The 13,164-nt window shown below is 70.5% G+C and carries 13 protein-coding genes and 1 pseudogene; 5 read left to right on the top strand and 9 right to left on the bottom strand.

What is annotated here, in order from left to right; genetic code table 11:
- Positions 1 to 8: 8 nt before the first annotated feature.
- The 4 genes from QEG98_RS15555 to QEG98_RS15540 form a co-directional block, all read right to left on the bottom strand.
- Positions 9 to 755: an RNA polymerase sigma factor RpoD/SigA gene (locus QEG98_RS15555; RefSeq protein WP_090492810.1), complete on the bottom strand. Its 747-nt coding sequence runs from the start codon at positions 753 to 755 to the stop codon at positions 9 to 11.
- Between the two features lie 201 nt (positions 756 to 956).
- Positions 957 to 2,375, bottom strand: coding sequence for an FAD-binding oxidoreductase (locus QEG98_RS15550; RefSeq protein WP_316567247.1), 1,419 nt, complete (start codon positions 2,373 to 2,375; stop codon positions 957 to 959).
- The gene (gene folE, locus QEG98_RS15545) at positions 2,372 to 2,929 is read right to left on the bottom strand and encodes a GTP cyclohydrolase I (RefSeq protein WP_208610778.1); all 558 of its coding nucleotides are present in this window, start codon (positions 2,927 to 2,929) and stop codon (positions 2,372 to 2,374) included. Before folE ends, QEG98_RS15550 begins: the two co-directional genes overlap by 4 nt.
- A 102-nt stretch (positions 2,930 to 3,031) precedes the next feature.
- The gene (locus tag QEG98_RS15540; RefSeq protein ID WP_090492802.1) at positions 3,032 to 3,373 is read right to left on the bottom strand and encodes a Rieske (2Fe-2S) protein; all 342 of its coding nucleotides are present in this window, start codon (positions 3,371 to 3,373) and stop codon (positions 3,032 to 3,034) included.
- Positions 3,374 to 3,497: 124 nt separating this feature from the next.
- Between QEG98_RS15540 and QEG98_RS15535 the strand changes: the two genes are divergently transcribed.
- The 5 genes and pseudogenes from QEG98_RS15535 (at position 3,498) to QEG98_RS15515 (ending at position 8,807) form a co-directional block, all read left to right on the top strand.
- Positions 3,498 to 5,357: a zinc-regulated TonB-dependent outer membrane receptor gene (locus QEG98_RS15535; RefSeq protein WP_410478024.1), complete on the top strand. Its 1,860-nt coding sequence runs from the start codon at positions 3,498 to 3,500 to the stop codon at positions 5,355 to 5,357.
- A gap of 18 nt (positions 5,358 to 5,375) precedes the next feature.
- Positions 5,376 to 6,303 (top strand): annotated as a pseudogene (locus tag QEG98_RS15530) (metal ABC transporter substrate-binding protein).
- 3 nt (positions 6,304 to 6,306) lie between these two features.
- Positions 6,307 to 7,155 (top strand): hypothetical protein, encoded by an 849-nt coding sequence (locus tag QEG98_RS15525; RefSeq protein WP_316567245.1) that lies wholly within the window; start codon positions 6,307 to 6,309, stop codon positions 7,153 to 7,155.
- Entirely contained in the window at positions 7,142 to 7,954 is an 813-nt protein-coding gene (locus tag QEG98_RS15520) for a metal ABC transporter ATP-binding protein (protein ID WP_141256067.1), read from the top strand. Before QEG98_RS15525 ends, QEG98_RS15520 begins: the two co-directional genes overlap by 14 nt.
- On the top strand, positions 7,935 to 8,807 hold the full coding sequence (locus QEG98_RS15515) for a metal ABC transporter permease (RefSeq protein ID WP_141593203.1): 873 nt from the start codon (positions 7,935 to 7,937) through the stop codon (positions 8,805 to 8,807). Before QEG98_RS15520 ends, QEG98_RS15515 begins: the two co-directional genes overlap by 20 nt.
- Positions 8,808 to 8,810: 3 nt before the next feature.
- Here the strand turns inward: QEG98_RS15515 and QEG98_RS15510 are convergent, their stop codons facing one another.
- The 5 genes from QEG98_RS15510 to QEG98_RS15490 all read right to left on the bottom strand — a co-directional run bounded on the left by QEG98_RS15510 (position 8,811) and on the right by QEG98_RS15490 (position 12,895).
- Positions 8,811 to 9,362, bottom strand: a complete 552-nt coding sequence (locus QEG98_RS15510) for an isochorismatase family protein (RefSeq protein ID WP_316567244.1) — start codon at positions 9,360 to 9,362, stop codon at positions 8,811 to 8,813.
- Between the two features lie 206 nt (positions 9,363 to 9,568).
- Complete coding sequence (locus QEG98_RS15505; RefSeq protein ID WP_316567243.1) at positions 9,569 to 11,302, bottom strand: hypothetical protein; 1,734 nt, start codon at positions 11,300 to 11,302, stop codon at positions 9,569 to 9,571.
- Positions 11,303 to 11,312: 10 nt separating this feature from the next.
- Complete coding sequence (locus tag QEG98_RS15500) at positions 11,313 to 11,615, bottom strand: hypothetical protein (protein WP_316567242.1); 303 nt, start codon at positions 11,613 to 11,615, stop codon at positions 11,313 to 11,315.
- Positions 11,616 to 11,929: 314 nt separating this feature from the next.
- Positions 11,930 to 12,313, bottom strand: coding sequence for a hypothetical protein (locus tag QEG98_RS15495; protein ID WP_316567241.1), 384 nt, complete (start codon positions 12,311 to 12,313; stop codon positions 11,930 to 11,932).
- An 81-nt stretch (positions 12,314 to 12,394) separates the two neighbouring features.
- Positions 12,395 to 12,895 (bottom strand): hypothetical protein, encoded by a 501-nt coding sequence (locus QEG98_RS15490; RefSeq protein ID WP_316567240.1) that lies wholly within the window; start codon positions 12,893 to 12,895, stop codon positions 12,395 to 12,397.
- Positions 12,896 to 13,164: the final 269 nt, after the last annotated feature.

Here is a 13,164-nt window from a genome sequence, read left to right as displayed (position 1 = left end):
ATGGCCGCTCACGCCGCGTCGGCGGCCTGCTCGCCCAGGTGCTCTTCGTTCTCGTTGAACGCCTGCAGGTAGCGCTCCAGGAAGTTCTTCGTCTTCAGCTCCACCTGACGCACGCGCTCGCGCGACACGCCCCACCGCTGGCCCAGCTCCTCCAGCGTCAGCGGCTTGTCCTGCGTCAGCCGCTCCGTGAGGATGTCCCAGCCCAGGTCACCAATGCGCTTGCGCACCTTGGCGAGCGCCTCCTGAATCTCCGTGTCCTGCTCGTGCGCCAGGAACACCTGCTGAGGCGAAGGGCTGTTGTCCTCCAGCCGGTCGAGGAAGGTCGTCTCGCCGTCCTCGTCGATGGTGGCGTCCAGCGAGAAGTCCACCATGCTGCCGCGCTCGGCCTCACCACCGCGCACCTGGCTGCGGTTGTCCTTCAGGTACCGGGTGATGTAGGCGCGAATCCACCACACCGCGTAGGTGGCGAAGCGCACGTTCTTCTTGGGATCGAAGTGCTCGATCGCCTTCATGAGACCGACGTTGCCCTCCTGGATGAGGTCATCCAGTCGCGCGCCGCGATTGGCGAACTTCTTCGCCACGGCGACAACGAAGGCCAGATTGGAGCTGGCAAGCGTCTGCCGCGCGGACTCGTCACCCTTGCGGGCGCGGCGCGCAAGCTCGTACTCCTGCTCACGCGTCAGCTGCTGGTGCCCGCCCAGGTTCCGAAGGTAGTGCGACAGGCCTTCGGCTGCGTACTTCGTCGAATTGGCCATGATTTCCCGTCCTCCGTTTGATGCCGGACGCGCTCTCCCCCCGCCGCCTCGCGTCCACCTGGAACTAAGACGCGCAACGAGCGAAAGGGTTTCTCATTCCAGGTCCGATTAGGCATTTCGCGCGACATTCCCAGCCCTTCCCACGCTTTGGACGGTAAGCCGCTCGACGCCGGGACAAAAACGAGCCGCGTCGGCCACGAATCAAGAACGCATGAGCGCGGGGAAGATTTTCGACGGGTTGAGCAACCCTGATGGATCGAAGAAGGCCTTGAGCCTGCGCTGCAGGTCGATGAGCGCGGGGGACTGCTCCAGCGAAAGATATTCCCGCTTCGCGTGCCCCACACCGTGCTCGCCTGTGATGGTTCCGCCCAGTTCCACGGTCATCACCAGCATGCGCCGCAGGGCCTCATCCACCAGCGGCCGTTGGTGGGCGCCCTCGTAGAGGATGTTGGCGTGCAGGTTCCCGTCGCCCGCATGGCCATACGTGGCCACGGTGAGCCCCAGCTCCGCGCCCATGGCCTTCAAGCGCTCGATGACCTCCGGAATCTTCGAGCGGGGCACGACGATGTCCTCGGAAATCTTGTGAGGCTTGAGGGCCCGGAGGGCCGGGGAAATCACCCTGCGCGCGGCCCAGAGCTTCTCGCGCTGGGAAGCATCCTGGGCCACCAGCGTCTCGGTGGCGCCCTGGCTGGTACAGATGTCACCCAATTGAGACAGCTCAGCGAGCAAGCCCTCGCGGCCGTTGCCGTCCACCTCCACGATGACAGCGGAGCCCGCGCCCGGAGGGAACTGGAAGCCGCGGCCATTCACCGCCCGCAGGGCCACGTCATCGATGAGTTCCAGGCAACGCGGGAGGATGCCCGCGGCCAGCACGGCGGACACCGCGCGCGCGGCGTGCAACACGGACGGAAACACCACCAGGGCCGTCAGCACCTCGCGCGGCAGCGGGATGAGCTGGACGGTGATTTCGGTGGCGACGCCCAGCGTGCCCTCCGAGCCGACGAAGAGGCCCACCAGGTCATAACCCGCCACGCCCTTGATGGTGCGCCGGCCCACCCGCACCACCTCGCCGTCCGGGAGCACCCACTCCAGTCCGATGACGTAGTCGCGCGTGACACCGTATTTGAGTGCCCGAGGCCCGCCGGCGTTCTCCGCCACGTTGCCGCCCAACGTGCACACCTCCCAGGAGTTCGGGTCCGGTGGATAGAAGAGCCCTACCGCTTCCACGGCCTTCATCAGGTCGCCGGTGATGACGCCGGGCTGCACCACCGCGGTGAGGTCCTCGGGGGAGATGGAGAGGATGCGGTTCATCCGCTCCAGGCTCACCGCCACCCCACCATGCAAGGGCAGCGAGCCGCCGCTCTTGCCGCTGCGCGCGCCACAGGGGGTGAAGGGCACGCCGTGCACCGCGCACGCCTTGAAGACCTGCGACACCTGCCGCGTGTCCGCGGGGAAGACGACGAGGTCGGGCGCATGGACGCCACTGTCGGACTCGTCGCGGGCGTAGGCGGCCAGCGCGGCGTCATCCACGCGCAGTTGCTCCGGAGCCAGAACGGTGGCCAGCGCCTCGCGCACGCGGGCCACGCGCCCGGGCTCCACGCGCGGCAGGGGCGCACTCATCGCCGGGCCCCCAACCGGGCCCACAGCTCACGGCGCAGGGGGCCGTCGCGCCGCAGGGTGCCTTCATAGGCCTCCGCGTGGGTGACGGCGTCGCGCTGCTTGTCTCCGCGCAGGCGCAGGCACGCCTGCTCCGCTTCGATGATGCATGCGGTGGCGGGGCTGCCCAGCACCTGCGCCAGGGAACGCGCCACTTCCCGCGCCATGTCTTCCTGGAGGATGAGCCGGTGCGCGAAACAGTCCACCAGCGATGACAGCCGGCCAAAGCCCACCACCCGCTTGCCCGGCACATAGGCCACGTGGGCCCGCCCGGTGAGCGGCAGCAGGTGGTGCGGACACATGGAGTGGAAGCGCAGGTCCGTCACCACCACCAGCTCGCCGGAGGAGCCCGGCGGCGCGGGGAACGTCTCCCCCAGCGCCTGCTCCGGGGTGCGGCTGTAGCCGTCGAGGAACTCGGCCGTCCAGGCCTCGGCCACGCGCGTGGGGGTGTCCGTCAGGTGGACGTCCTGGAGGTTCAGACCGGCGGCGCGCAGGAAGTCCGCCACGGCACGCGCCATGGCCGAGGTATCGGGGACGGCGGCGGGGGCGGCAGCGGCGGGGGCTTTGCGGCGGGCTCGGGACGAAGTCACAGTGGAATCGCTCCTGGAAGGGGCCGGCACTCAGGGGGCGTGGACCCTACCTGATGCGGACACGAGGATGTGCTGTCCCTGCACACGCACCGCATAGGTGCGGACCTGCACCCCCGGATGTCGCGGGCACTGCCCCGTCCGGACGTCGAACGGCCAGGTGTGCAATGGACAATGCACCACGTATCCCACCAGGTCCCCCTCGGACAGGGGCCCGGCCCGGTGGGGGCATGCGTCCGCCACCGCATGGAGCTCCCCATTCACGCGGAAGAGGGCCACCGCGACACCGTCCACCTGCACCACCGCGCGGCCCCGCGCGTCGAGTGCGTCCAGCGTCGCCACTGGAATGAATCCTCCGTCCAGCTGTCCGTTCATCCTGATGTCCCCCAACGCCCGGCCGGGGCCGACACATCCCCACCCGGACGAAACAGAGCGTGATACCGTCCCTTGACACCCGCCGTGCCGCGTCATTAGAGCACCCGGGCAACCGTCCCTTCCGATGAATCAGCGAGCCCACACCTTCGCCCGCTGCACCGCGACGCTGCTCGTCGCGCTGTGGCTGTGTCAGCCGCTGAGCGCGCTGATGCACGCGAGGGACGAGCACGCGCACCGGTTCTGTCCGCAGCATCAGACGTTCGAGGAGACGGCGCTCGGCACGGGCGCGCGGCTGTCCCGGCTCGCCTTCGAGCAGAGTCCGCAGCTGTCCGCCCTGCCCGAAGCCGTCACGGACTCGGCCGCCCTCCCCCATGAGGAATGTCCGCTGGTGACGTCTGGCTCCCGCCCGGAGCTCCTGACGCCCTACCGGACGACACTGGTGCTGACGCTGCTCGCCGTGAGCCGTCCGGCCACCGCGCCGCCTCGCGTCCAGGCCCCCTCTCCATCCTCGATACCGCCCCCAAGGCCTCGCCTCCCGCGCACGCGTGACGTGCGTCGTCCGAGGTCTTTCAGGTCATTGGTGGGCGTGACCGCTACGCGGCCGCCCCGTTCGAGGAGCATTCCAGGTGGCAACCCGTTCGCGCCGTGCTCACGGCGCTCTCATGGTCGTTTCACTCACGCCCTTGCTGTTCGCCAGCGGCGCCGCGCCCAGGACGCCTCCGCGCCTCCGGCGGACACCCCCGTGCAGGAGCCGCGGGAAGACGCCGCGCCCGCGCTCACGCCCGAGGAGTTGGAGGAGATTGAGAAGGCGCTTGGCAGCGATGCCGCGTCCGCGCAGCAGAACACGCCCACGGGTACCGCGGCGCCGCCGGCCTCCATGCCTGGCGGTGGCTCCGCGCTCTCCATCCCCGGGGTGAACAATCCCAACACGGGCACGAACTTCCTGGACCTGAGCTTCATCCTGGATGTGGCCGCCGCGGCATTCACGGACAAGGAGCCCCTGCAGAGCGGCGCGCACGACCCCACGCGCAACGGCTTCAACCTGCAGCAGTTGGAGCTGTCCATCGGCTCGGTGGTGGACCCCTACTTCCGGTTCGACGCCAACATCGTCTTCAGCCAGTTCGGCGTGGAAATCGAAGAGGCCTACGGCACCACGCTGGCGCTGCCCTACAACCTCCAGGTGCGCGCCGGTCAGTTCCTCACGCGCTTCGGCCGCATCAACCCCACGCACCCGCATTCGTGGGACTTCGTGGACCAGCCCTTCGCCGTGGGCCGCATCTTCGGAGGCGAAAGCAACCGCGGACTGGGCGCCGAGGTGTCCTGGCTGGCGCCCCTGCCCTGGTACGTGGAGGTGATTGGCAGCACCACCGACGCCACCGGCGAGGCCACCGCACGCAGCTTCCTGGGCGCCACCAGCGAACGGGTGCAGTCTCCGTTCGACTTGCAGCTCACCGGCGCGGTGAAGCAGTTCTTCCCGCTGTCGGATGACCTGTCCCTCATGTGGGGCCTGTCCACCGCCACCGGCCCCAATCCCACCGGCTACCGCAACCGCACGGACGTCTTCGGCACGGACCTGTACCTGCGCTACCGGCCCATCACCCAGGCCCACAACACCACGCTCATCACGTTCCAGACGGAGGCCTTCTACCGCCGCCGCCAGGTGCCCGGGGACGTGCTGACGGACTTCAACACCTACGCGCAGGCCGCGTGGCGCTTCTCGCCGCGGTGGGCCACCGCGCTGCGCTACGAGCTGGGAACGGCGGCGCGAGGCGAAGACGGAGCGCGCGTCATCGACCCGTTGGACCCGGACTGGACGGAGTCACGCAACCGCGTGTCCGCCAACGTCACCTTCTGGCCCACCGAGTTCTCCCGGCTGCGCCTCCAGGGCGCCAGGGACCATGCCGGGTGGCGGGATGAGCCCGGCTATTCCCTGATGCTCGCGCTCGAGCTGGTGACCGGCGCCCACGGCGCCCACGCGTTCTAAACCCCTTTCGAAGGAGCCATGACCATGCGTCTCTCCCGTCTGTTCGCGGCCGTGTGCGCCGCCTTCACCCTCTTCGTCGCGTCCCCGCTCGCGCGGACCTCAACGTCGTCACCACCCTGCCGGACCGGCCGCGTTGACGAAGGCCGTGGGCGGCGACCACGTCAAAGTGCAGGCCCTGGCGCTGTCCAGCCAGGACCCGCACTTCGTGGATGCCAAGCCGAACCTCGCCCTGGCGCTCAACCGCGCGGACCTGCTCATCGCGGTGGGCCTGGACCTGGAAGTCGGCTGGCTGCCCACGCTCCAGGTGGGCGCGCGCAACCCGAAAATCCTCGTGGGCAACCCGGGCTACCTGGTGGCCTCGCAGTTCGTGAAGCTGCTGGAGGTCCCCACGGCGCAGGTGGACCGGGGCCAGGGCGACGTCCACCCGGGCGGCAACCCGCACTTCCTCTATGACCCGCGCCAGGCGCTGTCCGTGGCGCGTGCCATCACCGACCGGCTGGCGCAGTTGGATCCGAAGAACGCGCAGGCCTACCGCGACAACCTCGCCACCTTCACCACCGAGTTGGAGAAGTCGCGCGCGGACTGGGAGAAGCGGCTGGCGGCGCTGCGTGGCCAGCCCGTCATCGCCTACCACCGGACCATGGCGTACCTGGCGGACTGGCTGGGCTTCGACACCATCGCCTACCTGGAGCCCAAGCCCGGCATCCCGCCCAACCCGTCGCACGTCGCGAGCGTCCTGGCCCAGGGCCGTCAGCGAAAGGCGCGCATGGTGCTGATGGAGAGCTACTACCCGGACACCACCGCGCGGCTGGTGGCCTCGAAGATTCCCGCGCCGCTCGTCACCCTGCACGGCGGCACGGACTTCAAGGCGAAGGAGACGTACCTCCAGCACATCAACGAAATGGTCGAGCGCCTGGAGAAGGGGCTCGCCGGCAAGGGGACCTGAGCCATGCGGACCCGTCTCCTCCTTTCCCTGCTCTTCCTGTCCGGCTGCGCGCTGGAGCCCGGAGAGAGCTTCGCGGTGCTGGAGCCCGCCGTCCGCGCGGACTACACGCCGATGGCCGGGCGCGACGTAGGCAACGGCTTCCAGCGGCTCGCCTCCGACTTCGAGCTTCGCCTGGACGGCGCCGCGCTGGGCGTGGACCACATCGACCTGGTGGGCGGCGGTGGCACCCGCGGCCCCACCACCTTCGACCCGGCCAACCCGCCGCCGGGCTACACCAACTGCCACAACGGCCACTGCCACCACGACGATGGCTCGCTGGTGGACTACGAGGACATCCAGGCGGAGCTGGATGGCGGTGGCAGCGGCGCGGAGGCCACGGTGGCCAGCCTGCACGTGGACGCGGACCTGGACCTGCTGGCGGACCAGACGCTGTCGCCCGGCTGTGAGCCGTCCTGCGAGCTGGGCCGCACCCACGTCAGCCGCTACCAGTGGGACGTGTCGTCGGTAAACCTGGAAGGCGCGGTACGCGACAGCCGCGCCACGCCCCGCTTCAACGATGAGCGCCGCTTCCGGCTCGCGTTGGCGGCGGCGGAGGAGGCCACGCCGCTGATGGTGCTGCGCGGCACGGTGGACATCCCCGCGGACCGCGAGAACAAGCCACGCGTGAAGCTCGCCCTGCGCCTGGCGCTGGCGCCCACGCTGTTCGACTCGCTGGACTGGGCGGCCACCACGCCGGGTCCTGACGGCGTGGTGGACCTGAACGCCCCCGAGAACGCCGCCATCCGGACGGCGATGGTGGAAGCACTGGCCACCTTGGAGCCACAGGCGGAGGTCCGACGTGAAGACCGTTGAGCCCACGGACGGCGCGCACGCGGTGCCCGCCACCTTCGCGCCGGGTGACGCGTTGCTCACCTGCGAGAAGCTCGTCATCGGTTACGACGGCAAGGCCATCCTGCCGCCCATCGACCTGACCATTCGCCGCGGCCAGTTCGTGGCGGTGGTGGGCCGCAACGGCTCCGGCAAGAGCACCTGGTTCCGGACGCTGCTGGGCATGCAGCCGCCGGTGTCGGGCACCATCTCCCGCGCCTCCGCGCAGGTGCGCAGTGCGTATGTGCCGCAGACGTCCGCCATCGACTCGCTGCTGCCACTGCGCGCGGGCGAGCTGACGGCGTGGGGACGCCTGCGCGGCTGGAGCTTCCTGTGGCCCTTCGCCCGGAAGGCGGACCGGCAGGCCGTGCAGAGCGCGCTGGAGACAGCCGGCGCGAAGGCCTTCGCCTCGCGGCCCTACCGCGAGCTGTCCGAGGGCCAGAAGCAGCGCACGCTGCTGGCGCGGCTGGTGGCCACCGAGGCGGACCTGGTGCTCCTGGACGAGCCCACCGCCGCCATGGACGCCGTCGCCGAGCACGAGACGATGCAGCGACTGTGCACGCTGTCGCGTGAGCGGGGCCTGGGCGTGGTGGTGGTGTGCCACGACCTGGAGGTCGCCGCCGAGCACGCGGACGTGCTCGTCTTCGTGGACCGCGAGACGTCCGCCTTCGTCGTGGGCGATGCCCGCACCGTCTTCTGTCACCCCGCCTTCCGCCGCCAGTACGGCGACGAGTACTGCCAACGCGCGCCCCTGGGACCTCACCGTGGAAACGACGCTCGCTGAACCATCCAAGTGGGAGCAGTTCCACCTGGCGTTCGATTTGTTCAGGGACCCGCTGCTGTGCGCGCTCATCGCGGGCGGCGTGCTGGGCTTCCTGAGCGTGTACGTGGTGCTGCGGCGCATGGTGTTCGTCAGCGCCGCGGTGGCCCAATCCGCGGGCCTGGGCGTGGCGCTGGCCTTCTACGCGGCCATCCACCTGGGCACGCACGTAGAGCCCGTGCTGGGCGCCACCACCCTGGCGCTGTTGGCCACCATGTTGCTGATGACGGAGCCGGCGAAGCTGCGCCTCACGCGGGAGAGCCTGCTGGGCCTGGCGTATGCGCTGGCGGGCGGCGCCGCGGTGCTCGTGGGAGACCGCATCGCGCAAGAGGCGCACGACATCCAGGGCATCCTCTTCGGCACGGCGGTGCTGGTGACGCCCGAGCAGCTCTACACGGTGGCCATCGCTGGCGGGGGCGTCATGTTCATCCACCTGTGGTGGTACCGAGGCATCACCTTCGCCAGCTTCGACCGGACGGGAGCGCTGGTGCAGGGGCTGCCGGTGCGCCTGCTGGACGGCGTGCTGATGGTCAGCATCGGCGTCATGGTGGGCGTGTGCGCCCGGGCGCTGGGCGCGCTGCCGGTGTTCGCCTTCTCCACGCTGTCCGCCATCGCCGCGCTGATGTTGGAGCTGAGGCTGCCGTGGACCTTCTTCATCGCCACGCTCTTCGGCGCCATCGCGGGCGTGGGCGGCTATCTCTTCGCGTTCTTCTACGACTTCCCCGTGGGCGGCTCGCAGACGGTGTTCGCCGCGGCCATGGTGGCCGTGGCGACCGTCCTCCGGATGCTCGTCCACGCGGTACAGAAGGCGCGCTGAGGGTCAGCGGACCGCCGCGGAGACCTGCTTGAACTCGGGCGTGCCGGCGCGCCCGAGCAGGTCGAACAGCGCGGCCTCCACCGTGACGACGTGCGCGCCCGCGTCACGGCACATCTGGAGGCCCACCTGCCGGTCCTCCTGCGCGCGGGACAGCACGGCGTCCGTGAGCAGGAACGGGGACAGGCCGCGTTCGACCAGGTCGCGCACCGTCTGGAAGACGCAGATGTGCGTCTCCATGCCCGCCACCAGGACCTGCGTGCGCCCGCCGAGCGCGGCCAGCACGTCTGGCACGGCGGCGCTGAACTCCAGCTTCTCCACCGCCTTGACGTCCTTCAGCACCCGCATCCGCAGCAGCGAATGCGTGGGCCCCAGGCCCTGGGGGTACTGCTCGGTGAGGAGGATGGGGAGCCCCAGCGCGCGAGCGCCCTCGATGGCGGCGGCGGTGCGGCTGAGCATCCGGTCCAGCGCGTCCCGGTCCATGGCGGCGCACAGTCGCTCCTGGATGTCCACGACGAGCAACGCGGCCTGGTCCTGCTTGAGGCGGAAGGTGGGCATGCCCCCTCCTCGCGCGAACGGTGAGGGCCCGTCAAGCGGCGGGAGACGCCAGCGCGACTGGTGGACGCCCGCACGGCGAGGACTTCCAGCAGGTGACAGTCAATCCGCGACGCGCGGGCAATGAGCCCCGTGGACGGGGCGCACGCTCGATGGGGCGCCTGATGGACCGCGAACAGGCGGCAGCCCCCGTGCCATTCAAGCACCGCTCAGCAGGACACCGTCCCATGCGCGGCGAGGGCCTGGGCCCCGGTTTCCCGCAGGGCGAGGTGCTCCGGCGGGCGCACGAGCCGCAGCAGACGCCCCCGCCCGGCGATGAAGGCCCGAGCGCGGCGAAGCTCCGGCTGATGCGGGTCCGCGTCACGCCAGCAGTCGAGGAACGCGGCGAAGTCCTCCACCGCGCTGCTCCAAGCGCCGAGCGCCACCTGGGACTCCGCGGACAGCAGTCGCAAGTGCCCGCACCCAGGCCGCTCCGCCACCAGCGTCTTCGCCAGCCCCACCGCCTTGTCCTCGCGTTCCGTGCGCAGACGTAGCCGGACCAGTGCCTCGCGCGCGGGCCGGGAGAAGGCCGCGGGCCCTGCTGCCCGAAGCCGCCGCTCCAGCCTCCACGCACGCGTCAGCGTGGCCTCGGCGCGGCCCACCTCGCCCCTGCGAGCCTCCAGCGCGCCACGCAGCTCATGAGCGGCCACCTCCACCACCCGCGCCACATCTCGTGGACACAGGGCCAGGTCCTCCGAGCGGCGAGCCTCCGCCAGGAGCGCATGCTGCGCATCCAGTGAGTTGCATACCCGCTCCACGTCGCCCAGCCGCGCGGCCTCGAGCAGGCTGAGTCCTCTCGTGTACTGGCGAATCCCGTCCCGCAGCGCCCGCTCCGCCGGGCTGGCCGTATCCGACAGCTCCATGGGCACGTCCGCCGCCGCACGCCAGAAGCCGAAGCGCAGGTGCGCGGACACCATCGTGGCGGCGGCGAACAGCAGCGCCTGTTCGTCGCCTCCAGCCCCTTCCACCCGCTGCCGCAGGCGACGGGCCCACGCCTGGGACTCGCCGTACTGGCCCGCTTCGGCGCAGCCCTGGCTGAGCAGCCGCATGGCCGCCTCGGCACTCGGTGCGTCGGCGGTGTGCAGTCCTTCCTCGGCCAGGTACGCATCATCCGCGGCCACCGTGGCCTCCAGCACGCGCTGGGCCTCCGCCACCAGCCCGACGCGTTGAAGCAGGCGCCCCGCGGAGAGCAGCGCGGGGCTCGCGCGAGGCGCCAGCGTCACCAGGCGGTGAGCACTGTCACGGGCAGCCTCGGGCCGGCCGCTGTTCAGCATGGCCTGCACCCATGCATGGTGGACGCCCGCGTGGTCCGGGTGTGAGCGCAGCAGCTCGCGCAGCAGGGCCTGCGCATACGGCTGCCCCTGCCCGGGCCGGCCATCCGGCTCGTAGCCGTCCAAGAGGAAGCCCGCGAGCAGCAGCCGCGCGTCGCCGTCCTCGGGATAGCGGTCGATGAGGCACTCCATGTCACGCACGAAGGCGTGGCGCCCGTTGGCCGGCCCCTTCTCCGCCAGCAGACTGCCCGCGACGATGTAGCGCTGCTCGCGGTCCGAGGTGCCCTCGCTCAGGGCCAGCGCGCGGCCCATGGCCTCCGCGCGGGCGGCGGCGAAGCGGGCACCGGAGCCTCGCGTGAGGGCGAGCCCCCACCAGGCCATGGCCAGCGACGAATCCTCGCGCGTGGCCTGCGCGAAGGCGCGGCGGGCCTCACCGCCCCACCCCAGGTGCAACAGCCGCAGGCCCTGGTCGAACCAGGCCTGGGCCTGGGGCACGGCGGTGGTGACGCCCAGGTGTGCGTTACCCAGGCCCTCGCGCAGGAGCGGCGTGGGGAGCGCGTCATCCGCGACATCCTCCCACGGCGCGCGGGCATGGACGGAAGGTTCATCGGCTCGGAGCAGTCGCGCCAACATGATGGCCTCCTCAGGCCCCGGCGACCGGGGCGGTGCAGACGTTGAATCCAGAATCCAGGGAACGAAGGCGGGAGGCGAAGCGCCGCCACGCCGAGGCCAGTCCGTCCGCCGCGACGGGAGCCGCTTTGCGGCGCGCCCCGAAGCACTCACGGCGCCAGGACGGGCCCATCTCGGAGGAAATCCAGTCCTCGTGCTCGGCCAGCCACCCCGCCAGCGAGGCGAGCCCCGCGCGCAGCGCCCGCCGCTCGTGCCCCGTGGTCGGCAAGCGCGCCGGGCCCAGCTCCTCCGCGCGAAACGGCAGCTGGCCCGGCACCCCTCCAGCAGGACGGGCGCGAAGCCCGCCCGAGGGACGAAGATGGCTTCGCCGCACTCACACAGCGCGCCGAAGCCCCACAGCGCCAGGCGCCCACCATCCGGAAGGCCCACCGTGTACGGGCTCTGTCCCTCCGTGCCTTCGGGGCGCGCGTGACGCACGAGTCCTCGTCGAACGAGGAGGTTCCCCTCCGGGCAGAGGACATCCCGCCCGAGGCACCACATGGAGACGTCGAACAGCCGGTCTCCATCGCGTCGCAGCTCACAGGGAAGCACGGTGGACATGGCATGGCCGGACATGGGCGCGTTCTCCTCTCAGCTCGCGGACTTCTTCGCCGTGGCGCCGCGGCGCACGGGGCTGGCGCCGAAGAGCGCGGGCGCGTCCACCGGGCTTCCGCCCTGCTTGCCCAGCACCGCGTTGACGGCGCGCACCAGCTTCCCGCGCACGCTGGCCGTCAGTGGCAGGTCTCCCAGCGCGGCCTGGAGCTGCTGGGCGCTGATGCCCCGGCCGCTCTTCGGCTTGCCGATGGACAGCGACTCGTAGCTCTTGCCCTGCGCGTCCTTGTCACGGCGACGGGCGCTCCGCTTCTTCAAGAGGGTGCGGCCCTCGGAGCCGTAGGACTCGAGCTGGCGCGACAGGCGGAGGAGCGTCTCGGAGGGGATGTTCTTGTCCGTCAGGAACTGCTGGAAGGAACCCATGGTCTTCTCTCTTCGGGGAACGAGGGGCCGGCACTGGAGCACCGGCCCCCGGGTGAACGGGCCAGGGGCCCGGGAACAGCGTCAGTGCTCGTGGCCGTGGTCGCCGTGCGACTCCTCGATGAGCACGCCGAAAGTCGCCACGGACGTGGGGCCGAAGGTCAGGTAGTGCGTGCCCACCGCGAGAGGCACGACGTGGCGGCCCTTGATGTCGGTGCAGCCCTTGGAGCTGCTGGTGCTCTCCTCGATTTCCACCGCCTCACCGCTGGCGGTGGTGATGGAAAGGGGCACGTCCGCGTTGGTGTAGATGACGTAGTCGGCGGCCTCGCTCGCGGCGAAGGCCACCATGCCCTGATTCCCATCCGAGCCGTTCATCAGGGTGATGTCGTAGCGGCGGTGGTCAGCGCGAATCTCGGGGGGCGGGTTGTTGGTCCCCATGTTGGCGATGACGGCGGTGGCGGGCCCCTCCTGGAGGTGCTCGCACGCCTCGGCGTCGACGCCCTCTTCTTCGGGATGGTCGTCGCCGCAGCCGGCGGAGACGAGCGCGGTGGACAGCAGGAACGCGGCAAGGAGCTTCTTCGTCATGGTGCTACTCCACGGGATTGGACTGCGGGTGTGCCACGCCCGCGCGCCAGCAACGGACACCGCCAGAACATGGAGGGGCCGCCACGGGTGCGTGGGAATGGAAGGGACGTGCACGGAGCACGAAACACGGGCGTCGTGAGACAGCTCAGCCGGCGTGGGCGCAAAGCCGCAATGACTCACAGCCCGCGCGGAGCGGACGGAGTCTGTCTGGCTTTAGCGAACGGGCAACCTCACACGGAGCGACACGCCGCCTGAGCGAGCAAACTCCC

Source organism: Myxococcus sp. MxC21-1 (genome assembly GCF_032612255.1).
GTDB classification, from domain to species: domain Bacteria; phylum Myxococcota; class Myxococcia; order Myxococcales; family Myxococcaceae; genus Myxococcus; species Myxococcus virescens.
Note: the sequence above shows the minus strand (reverse complement) of the source record. Positions and strands in the feature narration are given on the sequence as shown.